The sequence below is a fragment of the Pseudomonas sp. J380 genome (genome assembly GCF_009827115.1).
GTDB lineage: Bacteria > Pseudomonadota > Gammaproteobacteria > Pseudomonadales > Pseudomonadaceae > Aquipseudomonas > Aquipseudomonas paracarnis.
The window spans coordinates 619,960-638,629 of the sequence record NZ_CP043060.1 but is presented as its reverse complement, the minus strand read 5'-3'; the positions used below and the strand labels follow the sequence as shown (position 1 = coordinate 638,629).

Below are 18,670 nucleotides of genomic sequence, written 5' to 3'. Positions count from 1 at the left end.
TCTATCAGTCAGACCGCAGTGATGCTATCGCAGGCAAGCCAGCTCCCACATTTGACCTTCACACCGTCCAATAGCTTGCAGTCCGCAAAATGGCCTTCCCGACAGCCTTTTTCCAACCGGAACAAGCTGTTACTGTACCGATCATAAAGCCCAAGCCGCCTGGATCGGATCTCTGACTTGAAGCGTCCCCTCCTTCTACTAATAAGTCTGGCCTTGAGCTTTGCGGCGAACGCGACGATCACCGAAAGCCACGGTTATGCGCAGTTCGGCACACTCAAGTACCCGGCCAAATTCACCCATTACGATTGGGTAAACCCTGCAGCGCCCAAAGGCGGGACATTGCGGGTGATGGCATTTGGCACCTTCGATACGCTCAACCCCTACACCTTCAAAGGTTCAAGCCCGGTTTCCACCGCCAACTTCCTGCAGTACGGCGTCAACGAGCTCAATGAGCCCTTGATGGTGGGCACCGGGCAATACGCGCCGTCGGGCGATGAACCCACCTCAAGCTATGGCCTGATTGCCCAATCGGTGGAATACAGCGAAGACCGCAGTTGGGTGGTGTTCAACCTGCGCCCCGAAGCACGCTTTCACGACGGCAAGCCGATCACCGCCGATGACGTGGCGTTTTCCTATCGCACCCTGCTGACCGAAGGCCACCCGCAGTACCGCACCAACCTGCAGGAAGTGGCCCGGGTCGATATCCTCAACCCTCACCGTATCCGCTTTGTGTTCAAGCGCGCCGGCAACCCCTTGCTGATCCTGCGCCTGGGCGAGTTGCCGGTGCTGCCCCAGCACTATTGGAAAAACCGTGACTTCAAGGCCACCACCTTCGAGCCGCCCCTGGGCAGTGGGCCCTACCGCATCACCAAGGTTGCGCCTGGGCGGCAACTGGTGTTTGAACGGGTCAAGGATTACTGGGGCAAAGACCTGCCGGTCAACCAGGGTTTCTATAACTACGACAAGGTCGAAGTGGAGTTCTATCGCGACAGCGACGTGGCCTTTGAAGCCTTCAAGGCCGGTGAATTCGACATTTATATCGAGCATCAGGCCAAGAACTGGGCCACCGGTTACAACTTCCCGGCGGTCAACCGCGGCGATGTGATCAAGGCGCAGATCGCCCATCAGATCCCCACCCAGAGCCAGGGCCTGTTCATGAATACCCGGCGACCGGCGTTCAGCCAGGCCAAGGTGCGTGAAGCCCTGGGGTTGATATTCGATTTTGAATGGACCAACCGCACGCTGTTCAGCAGCGCCTACAAGCGTTCGGTGAGCTATTACCCCAACAGTGAATTCTCGGCCACCGGCCTGCCCGTGGGCCATGAGTGGTTGATGCTTTCGCCCTACCGCGACCAACTGCCGGCCGCGCTGTTTACCCAACCGTTCAGTCTGCCGCACACCAATGGCCGTGGCATTCCCCGCGAAACCCTGCGCCAGGCCCTGGCCCTGCTCAGCGAGGCCGGCTGGAAACTGTCAGGGCAGCGCCTGCTGGATAAGGACGGGCAACCGCTGCGCCTGGAAATCCTGCTGGTCAACCCGAACCTCGAGCGCATCCTGCAACCCTATGTCGAAAATCTGACCCGCATCGGCATCGACGCCCGCTTGCGTACCGTTGACCGCGCACAGTACAAACAGCGCCTCGATCAATTCGATTTCGACATGATTTTGATGACTCTCAACCAGACCTTGAGCCCCGGCCTTGAGCAGTGGCAGTACTTCCACTCCAGCCAGGCCGCAATCAAAGGCAGCAAGAATTACGCCGGTATCGCCAACCCGGTGGTCGACCACCTGCTGGACCAACTGCTGGCGGCGCAGACCCGCGAAGAACAACTGGCTGCCGGCCGCGCCCTGGACCGGGTGCTGCTGTGGCAGCACTACAGCATTCCCAACTGGTACCTCAACTATCATCGCCTGGCGTACCGCAACCGGTTCGCCTTCGTCACCACGCCGCCCTACAGCCTGGGCCTGAGCGCATGGTGGCTGAAAGCTTCGGAGAAAGCCCAATGATGTCCTTGCGTACTACCCTGCTCGCCAGCCTGTTGCTGTGCACCGCGGCGCACGCCGCGCCTCAGCATGCGCTGACTCTCTACAACGAGCCCCCCAAGTACCCCGCCGACTTCAAGCATTTTGACTATGTAAACCCCGACGCCCCCAAGGGCGGAACCTTCCGCGAATCGGCCATGGGCGGCTTCGACAGCCTCAACCCCTATATCAGCAAGGGCGTACCGGCAGACAACCTGCCACTGATCTACGACACCCTGGCCATGCAAAGCCTGGACGAACCCATCACCGAATACGGCCTGGTGGCCGGCAAGATCGAAAAAGCCCCGGACAACAGCTGGGTGCGCTTCTATCTGCGCCCCGAAGCGCGCTTCCATGACGGCCACCCGATACGCGCCGAAGACGTAGTGTTTACCTTCCAGACCCTGATCAAGGAAGGCAACCCGCTGTACCGCAACTACTACGCCGACGTCGATGAGGTGGTGGCCGAAGACCCGTTGCGCGTGCTGTTCAAGTTCAAGCGCACCAACAACCGCGAGTTGCCGTTGATCCTTGGGCAGTTGCCAGTACTGCCCAAACACTGGTGGGCCAGCCGGGATTTTTCCAAGGGCAACCTGGAAATCCCCTTGGGCAGCGGGCCTTACCAGGTGGCCGAGGTCAAGCCGGGCCGCATGATTCGCTACGAGCGGGTCAAGGATTATTGGGCCAAGGACCTGCCGGTCAATAAGGGCTTCTACAACTTCGATACCCGCATCACCGATTACTACCGCGACAGCACTGTCTCCCTGGAAGCCTTGAAGGCCGGGCAGTTCGACTACTGGCTGGAGTTCAGCGCCAAGAACTGGGCCAATGCCTACAACATTCCAGCGGTGAAAGAAGGCCGATTGATCAAGGAAGAAATTCCCAACGGCAACCCCACCGGCATGCAGGGTTTTGTGTTCAACATGCGCAAGCCGATGTTCCAGGACGTGCGGGTGCGCAAGGCCATCAGCCTGCTGCTGGATTTCGAGTGGAGCAACAAGCAACTGTTCAACGGTGCCTACACCCGTACCCGCAGCTATTTCGAAAACTCGGAAATGGCCGCCACCGGCCTACCCGGTCCGGACGAGCTGGCGATTCTCGAGCCGCTGCGCGACAAGATCCCTGGCGAAGTCTTCACCCAGGCATTCGAACCGTCCCACACCGACGGCAGCGGCATGATCCGCACCCAGCAACGCGAGGCCTACCAACTGCTGCAGGAAGCGGGCTGGAAGATTGTTGACGACAAAATGGTCGACAGCACCGGCAAGCCAGTGACCATAGAGTTTTTGCTGGCCCAGACCGAGTTCGAGCGCATCCTGCTGCCGTTCAAGCGCAACCTGGCAGACCTGGGCATCGACCTGGTGATTCGTCGCGTGGACGTCTCACAGTTCGTCAACCGCCTGCGCTCGCGCGACTTCGACATGCTGGTGGGCAGCTTCCCGCAATCCACCTCGCCGGGAAACGAGCAGCGCGAGTTCTGGAAATCCTCCAGCGCCGACAAGCCCGGCAGCCGCAACTACATGGGCCTCAAGGACCCCGCGGTCGACCAGTTGGTGGAAGAGCTGATCGACGCCGGTTCGCGGCAAAGCCTGATCGCCCACGCCAGGGCGCTGGATCGTGTGCTGCAGTTTGGTTACTACGTGATTCCCAACTGGCACATCAAGACCTTTCGCGTCGCGTACTGGGACCACCTGGGCCACCCCAAGGTCTCGCCACGCTACGACGTCGGCACCGCGACCTGGTGGAGCAAACCCGACGTCACACCTGCCGTCCCCCTGGACACACGCGCCGATGCGGCGAGCGGAGGCGATTAAATGCTGGCCTATATTGTTCGCCGCCTGTTGCTGATCATTCCCACGCTGTTCGGGATCTTGTTGATCAACTTTGTCATCATCCAGGCCGCTCCCGGCGGCCCGGTGGAGCAGATGATCGCCAAGCTCGAAGGCTTCGACGGCGCCACCAGCCGCATTGCTGGCGGCGGCGCCGAAGTCGCGGTGGCCGGTTCCAGCTACCGTGGCGCCCAGGGACTGGACCCGGCGCTGATCAAGGAAATCGAAAAGATGTACGGCTTCGACAAGTCGGCGCCGGAACGCTTGTGGATCATGGTCAAGAACTACGCCCAGCTGGACTTCGGTGACAGCTTTTTCCGGGACGCCAAGGTCATCGACCTGATCAAGGAAAAGATGCCGGTGTCCATTTCCCTCGGGTTGTGGAGCACCCTGATCATGTACCTGGTGTCCATCCCCCTGGGGATCGCCAAGGCCACGCGCCACGGCAGCCATTTCGATGTGTGGACCAGCTCGGCGATCATCGTCGGCTACGCGATACCGGCGTTCCTGTTTGCGATTCTGCTGATCGTGGTGTTTGCCGGTGGCAGTTATTTCGACTGGTTCCCCTTGCGCGGGCTCACCTCCAACAACTTCGAGGAGTTGAGTTGGGGCGGCAAGATCCTCGATTACTTCTGGCACCTGGCGCTGCCCGTCACCGCCCTGGTGATCGGCAACTTCGCGACCATGACCCTGCTGACCAAGAACAGCTTTCTCGACGAGATCAACAAGCAGTACGTGGTCACCGCCAAGGCCAAGGGCCTGACCAATCGCCGCGTGCTGTATGGCCACGTGTTCCGCAACGCCATGCTGCTGGTGATCGCCGGTTTCCCTTCGGCCTTCATTGGCATCTTCTTTACCGGCTCGTTGCTGGTGGAGGTGATCTTCTCTCTCGACGGCCTGGGCCTGATGAGCTTTGAAGCGGCGATCAACCGTGACTACCCGGTGGTGTTCGGCACGCTGTTTATCTTCACCCTGCTGGGGCTGATCGTGAAACTGATCGGCGACCTCACCTACACCCTGGTCGATCCGCGTATCGACTTTGCCAGCCGGGAGCATTGAGATGAACCTGTCCCCCCTCAATCGCCGCCGGTTCGAGCGGTTCAAGGCCAACAAGCGTGGCTGGTGGTCGCTGTGGCTGTTCCTGGTGCTGTTCGTGTTGAGCCTGGGCGCTGAGTTGATCGCCAACGACAAGCCCCTGGCGGTGCACTTCGACGGCGACTGGTACTTCCCGGCGCTCAAGCGCTACCCGGAGACTACCTTCGGCGGTGAATTCCCGCTGGAAGCCAACTACAAGAGCCCGTACATCCAGGAGCTGCTGAAAGCCAAGGACGCCTGGACCTTGTGGGCACCGATTCCGTTCAGCTACCAGAGCATCAATTACGACCTGAAAGTCCCGGCCCCGGCGCCGCCGTCCTCGGTCAACCTGCTGGGCACCGATGACCAGGGGCGCGATGTGCTCGCGCGGGTGATCTACGGCTTTCGCGTGTCGGTGCTCTTTGCCCTGACCCTGACCATACTCAGCTCGATCATCGGCGTGATTGCCGGCGCCTTGCAGGGCTTTTATGGCGGTTGGGTCGACCTGGCCGGGCAACGTTTCCTGGAGATCTGGTCCGGCTTGCCGGTGCTCTACCTGCTGATCATCCTGGCCAGCTTCGTGCAACCCAACTTCTGGTGGCTGCTGGGGATCATGCTGCTGTTTTCCTGGATGAGCCTGGTGGATGTGGTGCGCGCCGAGTTCCTGCGCGGTCGTAACCTGGAATACGTACGCGCGGCGCGGGCGCTGGGCATGCAGAACGGCGCGATCATGTTCCGTCACATCCTGCCCAATGCGATGGTCTCGACCATGACCTTCCTGCCCTTCATCCTTACCGGCGCCATTGGCACCCTGACCGCCCTGGACTTTCTCGGCTTCGGGCTGCCGGCAGGTTCGCCGTCGCTGGGTGAGCTGGTGGCCCAGGGCAAATCCAACCTGCAGGCGCCGTGGCTGGGCATGAGTGCCTTTGCGGTGCTGGCGATCATGTTGAGCCTGCTGGTGTTTATCGGCGAGTCCGCTCGCGATGCGTTCGACCCGAGGAAATGAGATGAATCCGGACAACCTGATCGAAATCCGCGACCTCAGTGTCGAGTTCGTCACCGGCGAGCATCATCACCGCGTGGTCAACCACGTCAGTTTCGACATCAAGCGCGGCGAAACTCTGGCGCTGGTGGGCGAAAGCGGTTCAGGCAAATCGGTCACCGCCCATTCGATCCTGCGCCTGCTGCCCTACCCGTTGGCCAGGCATCCGTCTGGCACTATCGAGTATTCAGGGCAAGACCTGCTGACGCTCAAAGAGAAAACCCTGCGGCATATACGCGGCAACCGCATTGCGATGATCTTCCAGGAGCCGATGACCTCGTTGAACCCGCTGCATTCCATCGAAAAGCAGATCAACGAAGTGCTCGGCCTGCACAAGGGCCTGACCGGCAAGGTCGCCACCCAACGCACCTTGGAGTTGCTGGAGCTGGTAGGTATCCCCGAGCCACACAAACGCCTCAAGGCGTTGCCTCACGAGCTGTCCGGCGGCCAGCGCCAGCGAGTGATGATCGCCATGGCTCTGGCCAACGAGCCGGAGTTGTTGATTGCCGACGAGCCGACCACGGCGCTGGATGTCACCGTGCAGTTGAAGATCCTGGAATTGCTCAAGGAGCTGCAGGCGCGGCTGGGCATGGCGCTGCTGCTGATAAGCCATGACCTCAACCTGGTACGGCGCATCGCCCACCGTGTGTGTGTGATGCAGCAAGGTTGCATCGTTGAACAGGCCGATTGCGAGACACTGTTCCAGTCGCCCCAGCATCCCTATACCCAGGAGTTGCTCGCGGCGGAGCCCAGCGGTGGGCCAGCCAACAATGATGTCGGCCCTCCGCTGCTGGAAGTGGACGACCTGAAAGTCTGGTTTCCGATCAAGAAAGGTTTTTTGCGCAATACCGTGGATTACGTCAAGGCCGTGGACGGCATCAACTTCAGCCTGCCTCAGGGCCAAACCCTGGGCATCGTTGGTGAAAGTGGCTCGGGCAAGTCCACCCTGGGCCTGGCAATTTTGCGCCTGATCGGCAGCCAGGGCGGGATTCGCTTCGAAGGTCAGCAACTGGATCGCCTGAGCCAACAACAGGTACGCCCGTTGCGCCGGGAAATGCAGGTGGTGTTCCAGGACCCGTTCGGCAGCCTGAGCCCGCGCATGTGCGTCAGCGAGATCGTTGGCGAAGGCCTGCGTATCCACAAGATGGGCACGCCCGCCGAACAGGAAGCGGCGATTATCGCGGCGCTCAAGGAAGTGGGCCTGGACCCCGAATCCCGGCATCGCTACCCCCATGAATTCTCCGGCGGCCAGCGCCAACGCATCGCTATCGCCCGAGCGCTGGTGCTCAAGCCGCGCCTGATCCTGCTGGACGAACCCACCTCGGCCCTGGACCGCACGGTACAACGCCAGGTGGTAGAGTTGCTGCGCGGCTTGCAGGCCAAGTACAACCTGACCTACCTGTTTATCAGCCATGACCTGGCGGTGGTGAAGGCGCTGAGTCACCAATTGATGGTGGTCAAGCAAGGCCAGGTGGTGGAGCAAGGCGATGCCCAGGCTATTTTTGCCGACCCGCAACATGCCTATACCCGGCAGTTGCTCAAGGCCGCTTTTCTGGTACCGGCCTGAGGTAACGCGGGTGAGAATGCAGGAGAAATAACGCCATGTCGCTCAGCCCGATCACCCGTCCCGCAGACACGCCGCGCTTCTGGCGCGACGAACGCCTGCCGTTCATCGAAGCCCGCAGCATCGCCGACGGGCGCAAGGTCACCTATACCCGACACGCCCATGAGCATTTTTCCATCGGCGCGATCACCACGGGCTGCAGCTATTACCACTACGGCGCGCACACCTTCGAAATCAGCGCCGGCACCGTGGTGCTGATGAACCCCGGCGATGTGCATGCGTGCAACCCCATCCATGACCAGCCCTGGTCCTACCACATGCTGTACCTCGACACGCCGTGGCTGACCGACCTGCAATACCAGTTGGGGTTCAGTACCGACCAGGGCTACCGGCCATTCGACACACCCCATACTCGCGACACCGGGCTGTACCACGGCTTGCTTGACCTGTACCGCACGCTAGTGGATGAGCAGGCCGAACTGCTGCAAAAACAGAGTGCGCTAGTGAGTTACTTCACCGAGGTGCAACAGCGCCTGAATCCTTCACTGACGCCGGTACGCGAGGTCAACCACAAACTGGAACGCGCCGCCGACTACATCCGCGCCCACTGCACACAGGCCTTGAAACTCGAAGACATTTGCCAGGCCGCTGAACTGTCGCCGTCTTATCTGATCCGCGCATTCAAGCAGTATTACGGCTTGACGCCCCACGCCTTCATGGTCAACCGCCGCATCCAGTTCGCCCGCAGCCAACTGCGCAATGGCGCACTGATTGCCGACGTCGCCCTGGCCGCGGGCTTTGCCGACCAGGCGCACTTCCAGCGCACCTTCAAACAACACTTCGCGGCCACGCCGGGGCAATACCGCGAGAACCTCAAGCCATCAGCAAATAACCCACACTGGCCACCAGCAACGCGGCCATTGAGCGGTTGAACAGGCGCACACCTTTGGGGTTGTTCAAGTAGCGGCGCAAAAACGTCCCCGCATACGCCCAGCACGCCACCGACAGGTAGCAGATCACCAGGTAAAGCACGGCAAACAACCATACCTGCGCCGCATCGCCATCGGCCACGAACAACCCCATGCCTGCCACACACGCCAGCCAGGCTTTCGGGTTGAGCCACTGCATGATCGCGCCATACAACATCGACGGCGCGGAGTGCGCACCGTCAGCGTCCAGACGGCCATCATCCACCGCCAGCTTCCAAGCCATATACAACAAGAACGCCACGCCGCCCCAGCGGATCAATTGAATCAGGATCGGCCAGCGCACCAATACTTCATGCAACCCCAGGCCGATCAACACCAACAACAAGGTAAAACCCACGGCGGCGCCGAAGACATGTTTCTGGCTGGCGACGAAACCAAAACGTGCGCCAGAACTTAAAGCGACCACATTCACCGGTCCCGGCGTGATGGACGTGGCCAGGGCAAAGGCGGCCATGGAGAGAATCAAGCTCATTGCAGTTCCTTTTGTGATCCCAAACGAGGTTTAGATCACGGTACCGCGCAGGGACACGAGGGTATTGAAGAAAATGCCCCTGGGTACTTCAGAAACGGACGCTGATCTGATTAGTGCCCCCGCGATAAACTGTGGGAGCTGGCTTGCCTGCGATGGCGGCCGTTCAATCGACAGAGATGTCAAATGTGCCGCCCACAGGTAACCACGATGCGAAGCGAGCCGCTCTTGATCTTGATCTGCTTGTGATCTTGATCTCAGGCGCCCCGTTAAACCACGCTGGCCGAACGCAGGCTTGAATTCGTGGGTAACGTGGTGGGGCAAGAGCGTTTTGCTTACTTTTGTCTGGGCCGGCATTCCGGCTTTTCAAAAGTGAGACGCCGTCAGGGCGGAACCCTAAGTAGCCGTTACCGCAGGAATGGATAGGTACTCGGTATTACGGTGTCGACTGTGAGGTCGTCTTCGCAGGCAAGCCAGCTCCCACAGTTGGATCGCGGGGGCGTCAGGTAGATAGCCATCGGCTGGCACGCCGCGATCGCAGCGATACGGCGACCCAACAAGCCAGCTTTCATAGTGGGATCCAGGGCACCTCTCAGCGCTGGGTGGGAATACGAATATCGCCCCCCCGACACTGGCTCTTCACACTGCGCGGGCAACCGGCAAACGCGAGATCCTTGGTCAGGCACACCCGCACTTCCGACAGCACCTTGCCCTTGCAGATCACCGCCATACCGTGGTTGCCCATGCGTGGGTTGCTCTCGCGAAACAGCGCCTCGATCTCGTTGGCCCGCAATGACGGCGGCGTATTGAACGGCTGCAGTTGCTGCGGAATGGCAACCGCACCGAGCGCCACATCGGTCTTCTCCAGATACTCCAACGGCTCCAGCCCACTGCAGGTACCATGCTTGGCCCACTCATGCTTGAGCAGCGTGCGGGTGGGAAACAGCGCCGCGCCCTTGTCCATTTCTGCCGCGCTCAAGCGCGTCTGCGGTGTACAGGACGCCGGCCACCCTCCCCGTGCGTATTGCGGCCACAAACCATGCAGCACAAAGCCGTAGCCTTTACCTGAGCATTGCTCGTTGCCTGAGTGCGTGAGGCAAAACGTGGGTGACCACGAGAGCGATAGCACATAGAAATCAAACTCACCCGCCTGCCCTTGGCTGCGTGGCGCCGCCGTTGCCGCGGTGGCCATCAGCAGCCACATCACCATCCAGTATTTCATCCCGGTATTCCTTTAAAAGAGTAAAGCCTTACGCTATTGCCACGCCTAGGGATGCTGGGAGTAACGGTGTAACACCTTGTCCAAGATGATATCGGTCTTCAGCGCTTCGATGCCCAGCGACGGATGCTCGGCCTCGCCACGAATATGCGCGTTCATGTTCAGGACGTGGTGCCATTGAATATGGGTGTGACACGGCACGTCCAACACCTCGGTGGTCTCGCCTTCAAGACGCAGCGGCTGGTCCTCGAACACCGAAAACTGAATACGACCGCGACTGCCGATCAGTTCGACCCGGTCTTCGCGTCGGTCCGCCACAAAATTCCAGCAGCCCATGCCCAATGCACCGCTGGCAAATGTCCAGCAGGCCGTCACGGCATCTTCTGCCGCGTAGCGCCCAGCCTGTCGCGCCGAAAAGCCTGAGACCTCGACGATGTCCCCGGCCAGGTACTGGAACAGGTCGAACCCATGGCTCGCCAGGTCGGCAAAGTAACCGCCACCGGCAATGGCCGGATCGGTGCGCCAATTGGTGGCGTCGGAGTCTGTTACGGCAGCGGGTTTGCACAAGGTCCAGGTCAGGTGGCGCAACTCACCGATACGGCCTTCCTGCAGCCAGGTGCGCACTTGCTGAAAGCGTGGCAATGAACGCCGGTAGTAGGAGACAAACAGATGCAGCCCGGCGCGCTCGAATGTGCGCTGCATCAACGCGCTCTGTTCAGCATTCAGCGACATCGGCTTTTCGACGCAACAATGTTTGCCCGCCGCGGCCACTCTCAGGGCGTACTCAAGGTGACTGTCGGGCGGAGTGGCGATGTAGACCGCATCCACCTCGGGGTCATCGATCAAGGCCTGGGCATCGGTATAGCAACGGGCAATGCCATGGCGCGCCGCATAATCGCGCACCGCCTCGGCACGCCGCCCCATCACCGCGACCAATGCCGAACCTGGCGCTTTATAGAAAGCCGGTCCACTCTTCAATTCAGTGACACTGCCACAGCCGATCATGCCCCAGCGTATGGTCTTCATCTAATGTCCTCGGTCGTATTCGTCAATCGGGCAGTATCCACATACAGGCCCTGGCGCGCCATAACCACTTAGCATGACAATTGCATTACACTTTTATGACATTCATCCGGCGCGGGGGCACATTCGATGAAAATTAGGGCGACCGTCATTTGCGAACATGAGGGGCATATCCTCTTCGTACGCAAGGCCAGATCTAAATGGGCATTGCCCGGCGGGAAAGTAGAAGCGCACGAGCGCCCGGTAGGCGCGGCGGAACGCGAGCTGGAAGAAGAAACCGGTTTAAATGTGGACGGCTTGCTGTACCTGCAGGAGCTCAAGGCCCGCGACACCGTCCACCATGTATTTGAGGCCTCAGTGGTCAATATCGACGAGGCACGGCCGTGCAATGAGATTGTCGATTGCCAGTGGTACGCCTACAGCGCCGTGGACGAGCTGGATACCACAGACGCTACCCGCCACATCGTCAAATCCTTCCTGCGGCGCCTCTGACGCGCTGGACGGCCCTTAACCTACCGCAGCAAACCCACGGCGCCCGGCCTTTATCTCGGTACGCAACTCACCAATCAGGTTAGAGATGGCACGGATGCTGTCCAGGCCTTCGGGTGATACGCGGGTCAGCAGCAAGTCGACACGACCGGACGCAGGCTCGAACACGCTGATGCGCAGCGAGCCGTCACTATTGAGGCAGCACTCACACGCAAGCGGCAGGAAGCCTGAGGCCATGATGCGGTTGAATTCGGTGATGGAAATCATGATCAGCCCCCCGTCCCTGGGTTCTACCCGATTGAGGTGATGCAAGCAGCATAGATAAGGTTTTGCCGGCCGCCGGACAATTAATGCAAAAGTGTTAGCCAGCCCTCACTTTAGTAGGGCGTCACCGGCCATGAACGACAGGCCGAGATTAAATCGCGGGCAAAAAAAATCCCAAGTAGCTGATGGAAACTTGGGATTTAAAAATGCATAAACCGTGGGAGGTGAACGCCCGGCTATAGTAGCGATTGTAAAAACATGTAACAAGATTATTTTAATCCTTTCGTCGGATTGAAAGCGTCGTAAGTCATTCAATAACCACATATTTTTTAAGGTAGAAGGCAGTAGTCGTGCTACTTTTTGGTGCAAGTAACGACAGTAAGTCCCTGTATAAAAAATGGTTATTGATCGGGCGTAGCGCTTTCAAGTAACTGTTCACTTAACTGCTTGCATGTTTCTTGAAGGGCCTCACGACTGGAAGCAGTGGCGCCCACCACGGCCTCCAGATGACGACACAGCGTCAGGCGTTCAGCCGCCTCTTCGCGCTGGCGGTCGACCTTGGCGTTGAGTTGAATGAAATAGAACCCCAGCAGCACGGCGATGCCCAGCACACCCACCGCGAGGTAGCGCAAGCCGTTGGACGATGGAGGCTCTGGGGCATTCATGGCCTTATGGCGCCCTGCTCTTTTCATAACGAACGTCATCACCATCGACCGGGCCCACGACGGACCAGCCCAGGCGCTGATAGAACCCATTGGCGCGGATTTCATCACGCCCATCAGTCACCAGGTAGAGCGTGTCGTGGTGCTCAAACAGGGCCGCCTCGGCCACCGCCATCAGTTGACGGCCCAGCCCAAGCTTCTCGTGCGAGGGCAGCACGAACATTGCGAACACTTCACCTTCATCCAGGTCGACCATGGAAAACCCCGCCGCCTGGCCGTCCACTTCCGCGATCCAGCCGCAAGGTGCTGCGCGCAACGTATCGCTCAATACCTGCGGGGTAATCCCCAGGCCAGCCATCTGTTCAAGGCTCAGGTGGTTTTGCACTACCGAGGTGCGAATCGCGCACAGCGTGTCGACGTCATCAGGTGTCGCCGTTCGAATCAGCACTTGCATACCCGCCTCCATCAAGAAGTGCGCAATTGTATGCAAATACTCACACGGGGTTTGTCGTGGATTTGTAAAGGCCCCACGGCTGGTGCGGGCTACGGATTACTTGCGCGCGACCTTGTAGCGCAGGCAATCCTGGTAAAAGCTTTGACGAATCGCCTCGGGCTTGAGCCTTGAGCGGCTGTCATAGGTCTGCTCGGTGATGCCCATGGCCATCATGCGCATCCACGATTTGCTGAACTTGAGGGTCTGGATCTTCTGCCGGGCCGCGTATAGCGAAACGCCGGATAACTTTAGCTCCTGGGCCCTGGCGGCCGTGCCTGCGCCCCAACTGCACATGTACTTGTCACCCTCGCGCAATTCCCTGGCCTGCGCGACAGTCGCGCCGCCGGCCAGGGAGCAGGCAATCAGCATCATTCCCACAGAGCGCATTTGCATCCTCACCTAACCACCTGAAAATAAAAGTGATTTTGGCGAGGATTTTGTTACAAAGGGGCCATTAAATTGCCTTACTGCGCAAAGCGACTCGTGGATGCTTCCTATCAAGGCTTGAGTTCGAAGAGCGCCGGCATCGGTGGCCACTGCGAAGGCACTTTACGAAAGCGGCTGAACCCGGCTGCCTCAGCCATCTGGCGGGCACGCTTCTCGCCCATGAATGCCCCCAGCCCTGCCCCACCGTGGGACAGCGAACAGGTCATGCAATAGAGGGTGCTCTGCGGGTACATGACGCGCCCGAACAGGTTCATGTTCTCGTGCAGTTCCTCGGACAGGTTGAGCTCCACCATCAGGTAAGTACCGTCTTCGGCCGTGGCGGCGCGCAAATCCTTGAGCATCTGCTGAGGGTCGGTGGCATCGTGGATCACCACAAAGGTGGTCACGAAGTCGAATTGCTGGCCGCGCAACGCATCGGAGTCGTTCACCTCGAATTGCACCCGGTCACCCACACCAGCCGCCTCGGCGTTGGCCCGCGCCAACTCGATGGAAGGCAGGTGGAAGTCGCAGCCGACAATGCGCGCCTCAGGATAGGCCTTGGCCATGGTGATCGCCGCCAGGCCCGCACCACAGCCGAAATCCAGCACACTGCCGCCGGTCTTGAGCTTCTCTTCGACGCCGTCCAGGGATGGAATCCAGTGCTGGACCAGGTAGTGCTTGTACCAGGGCATGGTCATGCGCTCCATGCCTTTCCAGGTTTCCAGCGGGAACGCCTCTTCAGCGCAACCACCACCATGGCGGAAGGCCTCGATGACCTTGGGCGCCATGCTCACGAACGGCACGCTCAGTTGGATAATGCCACCGGCAAAATACGGCGAATCTTCATCAGCCAGCACCGGCACAAACTCGGCGGGCATTTGGTAGCGGCGGGTTTGCGCGTCGTAGGTCACATAATTGCCGGTGGCCATGCTGCCCAGCCATTCGCGCAAGTAACGTGCGTTGTAGCCGGTCTTGTGCGCCAACTCTTCCAGGGTCACCGCCTGGCCGTCGGCCAAAGCCTTGAACAAACCGAGCTGGTCGCCGATGTAGAGCATGGCGCCGCGCAGCGTGTTGCCGTAATCCTCCATGATGCGCGCCGAAAATTGCTGGACCTTGGCTTTATCAACTTCCATAACGTTGGACATCTGTCGCTCCTTGATGAATATGCAAATCTGTTAAGGGATCAGTGGCCGGCGAGTTTGGCCAGCACGTTGTCAACGATGCGTTCGGACATGCCCAAGTGAGTACGGGGCTCGAACAGCCGGGCCAGGGCGCCGTCGTTCATGACCGCAAGCACCCGCGCATCGGCCTCGATTGCCTCGCGGATCGACACGTGATTGCGCTGGCTGGCCTGGGACACTTCGAAGATGATCTGGTAGGCGCTGCTCTTGCCCAGCTTGCGCGCCATTTCGAACACCACCGCTTCGGTGCAGATGGCATCGCCATAGGCCTGGGCGGTGCATTCCATTTTCTGCACATTCACGGTGAGCCCATCGATGGTCTCGGTCAGAATCGAGAGCGCCATCAGTGCATAGTGGGAAACGTCCGCGACCGCGCACCACTCCAACCGCGTACCGCGGTAATCGCGCTCATGCTCAAGAATCATCGCGTCCAGCGCGAGCATGACCTGGGCCTTGGCCAGCCGTGCCAACACCACCACCTGCTCGCAGCCTTCGGGGTTGCGTTTGTGCGGCATGGTGCTGCTGCCGATCTGCTGGTCGCTCCAGCCCACTTCCACTTCAGCGATTTCCCAACGATTGAGCGTACGGATTTCATCGGCTACGCGGGCCAACGAGGCGGTGACCATGGCCAGGGTGCTGACGAACTCCGCAACGCGGTCACGGGACACATGCCAGCCCGTCAGGGGCACTTGCAGCGACAAGCGCTGGGCAAAACGATCCAGCATCGGCATGGCGTCCGGGCCGAACGCCGCCATGGTGCCGACCCCGCCGAACAGTTGCACCACCAGTACACGCTGGCGGGCTTCGGCCAAGCGCTGCCGGTGGCGCAACAGCTCATCGATCCAGCCGGCGACCTTCAGCCCGAAGGTGGTCGGCAAAGCGGGAATCGAGTGGGTCCTGGCGACCATCAGCGAGTCACGGTGCGCATCGGCCAGGGTCGACAACTTGCCCAGCAAAGTCTCCAGGGCCTGATCCATCGCATCAAGCACATCGCGCATCTCCAGGGATTGGGCGGTGTCCTGGATGTCTTGGGTGGTAGCGCCGTAATGCACGTATTCACGGGCACTGGGGCTACAATTTTTTTGTAGGGCGCTCAGCAATGGCATTAGCGAATGCCCAGTGGCAGCCACGCCCTCGGCCAGTTGGCGCACATTGATGCCCGATAGCAACGCGGCCTTTTCGATCTCCAGGGCCGCCTCGCGCGGGATGATGTTGACATCGGCCTGGGCCATGGCCAGCGCAGCTTCCACGTCCAGCCAACGTTGCAGGCGACAATGACTGCAGAAGATCTTGCGGCTCTGCGGGCCGGCATAACCCGAACCGTGGGTTTTCGAATCGAGGATGTGGCTGTGTTCGTGGCGGCATTGCTCGCCGTCATGATCAAAGCCCGGGTGGTCCGAACGTGCGGTGCAAGACGCACGGGCTGTCACTTCCAATGTTTGCGCATCCATCACATACCCTCCGTAGCGTACAGGGACTGACTGGTATTGCCTTGGGTTGCCATCACCGCCTCAGCGCCATCGCCTGAAGCGCGAGGTCTTGCTTTAGTTGCCACCAGATCGACCATCTCGGCCGCCAGCCCTGTGTAGGCTGTCGGGTCAAGCAAGTCGTCGAGCGTTTGCGCGCTGAAACAACCGCGCAGCCGAGGGTCGCCAAGCAGCGCATCGCGAAAGCAAACGCCCGCGTCCTGGGCCTGCAGGGCGATGTCGTGCACCAGATGATGGGCCGTCTGCTTGCCACACCGAGGCGCCAGCGCAAGCATCACGCGCTCCGACAGGATCAGCCCGCCCAGCAAGTCCAGGTTGCTGCGCATGCGCGCTTCACGCACCTGCAGCCCAGCCTGCAGCAAGCCTTCCATACGAGCGAGCAACGCACCGGCGTAAATGAACAGCTCGGGTAAGGCCGCCCATTCGATGCGCCAAGTGGTGCCGTCACGCTCGTGCATCTGGAAAGCGGCGTCGGTCAGCGCGACCATCTGCGCGCGCACCAGCCGCGACAGCGCGCTGATCAGGTCCACGGTCGATGGGTTTTGCTTGTGGGGCATGGTGCTACTCCCCACTTGCCCTGCTCGCCGCCCCTCGCGCACTTCGTCGATCTCGGTGCGCTGCAGGTGGTAGATCTCATTGGCGACACGGCCCAACGTCGCCGACGCCTGCACCAGCAACCACGCTGCTTCCAGGATGCGGTCGCGGGCGCTGTGCCAACTGCTCAACGGTGCCGACAGGCCGAGGCTTTCCAGGGTACGGCGCTGCACTTCCAAACCCTGCGGGCCAAGCCCGGCCAGGGTGCCCACGGCGCCGGTCAGGTTGCCGACCATCACCCGGGCGTAGGCTTCTTCAAAGCGTTCAAGGTGTCGATCAATCTCATCGACCCACACCGCCACCTTGTAGCCAAACGTGGTGGGCAAAGCGTGTTGACCATGGGTCCTGGCGACCATCGGCGTGTGCTTATGGCGCAGGGCGAGCGTGAGCAGATGCCCACGGATCCCGCGCAAACGCTGCACCACCAGGCCCCAGGCATCGCGGATTTGCAGGATCAGCCCGGTGTCGAGGATGTCCTGGGTGGTCACGCCGTAATGCACGTATTCGCCCAGCCCATCGGCGCATAACCCCTGCAATGCGCGCAGGGTCGGCACCAGGATGTGCCCGGTTTCCAGGCCTTCGCGCCCCAACGCGTCGAGGTCCAGCAGTTCCACGCTGGCTACCCGGGCAATCTCCCGGGCGGCCTCGTGGGGGATGAGGCCCATCTGCGCCTGGGTCGCCGCCAGCGCTGTTTCAACATCGAGCCACTTCTGCACCTGATTGGCATCAGAGAAGATCGCAGCAAATTCCGGGGACGAGTAAGCGCCCCCGTGGATACGGGATTCAGTGATATGACTTGGCATGTCGGGTTACTCGGGTTGTCCAGGGAGGGCTACTTCACGCGTTGTACTTCTTCCCAGACTGCATCGTAATAAGCCCGCTCCAGCCGGAAGTGCTCGGCCAAAGACGTCAGGAACGCATTCTGAAACCCGAGGTCCGGAATACGCCGTGAGATCAGCGTCCATTCACGCTTGGCCCGCGGCGGCACCAGGCTGATATGCACTTCGTAGTACTCCGCGTCATCCTGGCTCAAGCCCGCGTTGCGCAGGGCGTTGTACAGCTTGCCGTGGTTGCCCGGCACCACCAGTTCGGTGATGTAGAACACCGCTAGGCCCCAGCCGACATCGGGGTTGCGGAAACAGCGTGCGCGGTTGTTGAGGTAGGCGATTTCCTCGGGCATCGTCGAGAGCGCCTCGAAATCGGCATTCAGGCCCACGGCGGCAAGCAGCTTGGCTAACAGGCGGGGGTGGGAGCGCCGCTCGTCTTCTTCGCCCAACTCGCCGTAGAGATAACGCGCCAGGGCGGCCGCCTCGTCCACATCAGTCAGGTTGACCAGCAGGTCGGCGGCATCCCGGTACAGGCGGTACGTGCGGAACCATTGATGGCGCAAAAACACCTGCAGTTGCTCGCGAGAGGCTTTGCCTTCAAACACATACTGCGACATCGGATGGTTTTCCCGCGACTGCGCGGCAATCTGCTCTTCCAGGCGTTGCTGGAAACCGGCCTCGGACAAGGGTGATGCCAGGTCGGCTGACGGCATGAAACGCTCTTGTACGCTATAGACGGCATTGGCCAGCCAGCGCCGGGTCGAGGCGGTGGCCACGTCATCGCTCAGCGACAGGATGTACAGCAATTGCTGGCACTGCGCTGCGTTCGCGGCGTCGCCACGTTGGCCGGTCTCGCACAGGGCGCGCAGCATATTGGCAGCAATTTCGATGCGATTGAACGTCGCGTCCGGCTTCAAGGCTTCCGCCAACAGACGGGCTTCGGCCGTGTGAATATTCTGCAATTGCGGCAGGGAAAAATTACGTGGGCTCATCATGTGCTCCATTATTTTTGTTTT

General features: G+C 60.3%; 18 protein-coding genes. 7 read left to right on the top strand and 11 right to left on the bottom strand.

The window, feature by feature from the left end; all coding sequences use genetic code 11:
* The first annotated feature begins 177 nt into the window (after positions 1–177).
* From FXO12_RS03045 to FXO12_RS03020, 6 genes are read left to right on the top strand one after another with little or no spacing between them, the layout of a single operon-like run.
* Positions 178–2,007, top strand: a complete 1,830-nt coding sequence (locus tag FXO12_RS03045; RefSeq protein ID WP_057974843.1) for an extracellular solute-binding protein — start codon at positions 178–180, stop codon at positions 2,005–2,007.
* Positions 2,004–3,836 (top strand): extracellular solute-binding protein, encoded by a 1,833-nt coding sequence (locus FXO12_RS03040; RefSeq protein ID WP_054920846.1) that lies wholly within the window; start codon positions 2,004–2,006, stop codon positions 3,834–3,836. The genes FXO12_RS03045 and FXO12_RS03040 overlap by 4 nt, the downstream gene beginning before the upstream one ends.
* A complete protein-coding gene (locus tag FXO12_RS03035; RefSeq protein WP_034126078.1) occupies positions 3,837–4,910 on the top strand; it encodes a microcin C ABC transporter permease YejB in 1,074 nt (357 codons plus the stop codon). It abuts the gene before it with no gap.
* Between the two features lies 1 nt (position 4,911).
* Complete coding sequence (locus tag FXO12_RS03030) at positions 4,912–5,931, top strand: ABC transporter permease (RefSeq protein ID WP_057974844.1); 1,020 nt, start codon at positions 4,912–4,914, stop codon at positions 5,929–5,931.
* 1 nt (position 5,932) lies between these two features.
* Positions 5,933–7,534, top strand: a complete 1,602-nt coding sequence (locus FXO12_RS03025) for an ABC transporter ATP-binding protein (RefSeq protein ID WP_014718252.1) — start codon at positions 5,933–5,935, stop codon at positions 7,532–7,534.
* Positions 7,535–7,569: 35 nt separating this feature from the next.
* Positions 7,570–8,463: an AraC family transcriptional regulator gene (locus FXO12_RS03020; RefSeq protein ID WP_057974845.1), complete on the top strand. Its 894-nt coding sequence runs from the start codon at positions 7,570–7,572 to the stop codon at positions 8,461–8,463.
* Here the strand turns inward: FXO12_RS03020 and FXO12_RS03015 are convergent.
* The 3 genes from FXO12_RS03015 to FXO12_RS03005 form a co-directional block, all read right to left on the bottom strand.
* The gene (locus FXO12_RS03015) at positions 8,405–8,992 is read right to left on the bottom strand and encodes a LysE family translocator (protein ID WP_054920851.1); all 588 of its coding nucleotides are present in this window, start codon (positions 8,990–8,992) and stop codon (positions 8,405–8,407) included. The two genes, FXO12_RS03020 and FXO12_RS03015, sit on opposite strands and share 59 nt — an antisense overlap.
* Before the next feature lie 589 nt (positions 8,993–9,581).
* A complete protein-coding gene (locus FXO12_RS03010) occupies positions 9,582–10,211 on the bottom strand; it encodes a ribonuclease T2 (protein ID WP_054920856.1) in 630 nt (209 codons plus the stop codon).
* A 45-nt stretch (positions 10,212–10,256) separates the two neighbouring features.
* Entirely contained in the window at positions 10,257–11,234 is a 978-nt protein-coding gene (locus tag FXO12_RS03005) for a Gfo/Idh/MocA family protein (RefSeq protein WP_054920858.1), read from the bottom strand.
* A gap of 126 nt (positions 11,235–11,360) precedes the next feature.
* Here FXO12_RS03005 and FXO12_RS03000 point away from each other — a divergent pair, with 126 nt between their 5' ends.
* A complete protein-coding gene (locus FXO12_RS03000; RefSeq protein WP_057974846.1) occupies positions 11,361–11,723 on the top strand; it encodes an NUDIX hydrolase in 363 nt (120 codons plus the stop codon).
* 15 nt (positions 11,724–11,738) lie between these two features.
* Here the strand turns inward: FXO12_RS03000 and FXO12_RS02995 are convergent, their stop codons facing one another.
* The 8 genes from FXO12_RS02995 to FXO12_RS02960 all read right to left on the bottom strand — a co-directional run bounded on the left by FXO12_RS02995 (position 11,739) and on the right by FXO12_RS02960 (position 18,646).
* On the bottom strand, positions 11,739–11,987 hold the full coding sequence (locus FXO12_RS02995; RefSeq protein ID WP_003191753.1) for a DUF1652 domain-containing protein: 249 nt from the start codon (positions 11,985–11,987) through the stop codon (positions 11,739–11,741).
* Positions 11,988–12,385: 398 nt separating this feature from the next.
* Positions 12,386–12,649, bottom strand: coding sequence for a hypothetical protein (locus tag FXO12_RS02990; RefSeq protein ID WP_057974847.1), 264 nt, complete (start codon positions 12,647–12,649; stop codon positions 12,386–12,388).
* A 4-nt stretch (positions 12,650–12,653) separates the two neighbouring features.
* Positions 12,654–13,100 carry a GNAT family N-acetyltransferase gene (locus FXO12_RS02985; protein WP_034126087.1) on the bottom strand — a complete coding sequence of 149 codons (447 nt, stop codon included), beginning with the start codon at positions 13,098–13,100 and terminating at the stop codon, positions 12,654–12,656.
* Between the two features lie 96 nt (positions 13,101–13,196).
* Entirely contained in the window at positions 13,197–13,526 is a 330-nt protein-coding gene (locus FXO12_RS02980) for a hypothetical protein (protein ID WP_003191756.1), read from the bottom strand.
* Between the two features lie 110 nt (positions 13,527–13,636).
* Entirely contained in the window at positions 13,637–14,710 is a 1,074-nt protein-coding gene (locus FXO12_RS02975; protein ID WP_014718237.1) for a class I SAM-dependent methyltransferase, read from the bottom strand.
* A gap of 38 nt (positions 14,711–14,748) precedes the next feature.
* A complete protein-coding gene (locus tag FXO12_RS02970; protein ID WP_054897490.1) occupies positions 14,749–16,197 on the bottom strand; it encodes an adenylosuccinate lyase family protein in 1,449 nt (482 codons plus the stop codon).
* Positions 16,197–17,630: an adenylosuccinate lyase gene (purB, locus tag FXO12_RS02965; protein ID WP_054920866.1), complete on the bottom strand. Its 1,434-nt coding sequence runs from the start codon at positions 17,628–17,630 to the stop codon at positions 16,197–16,199. Before purB ends, FXO12_RS02970 begins: the two co-directional genes overlap by 1 nt.
* A gap of 29 nt (positions 17,631–17,659) precedes the next feature.
* Complete coding sequence (locus tag FXO12_RS02960) at positions 17,660–18,646, bottom strand: HOASN domain-containing protein (RefSeq protein WP_057974848.1); 987 nt, start codon at positions 18,644–18,646, stop codon at positions 17,660–17,662.
* Positions 18,647–18,670: the final 24 nt, after the last annotated feature.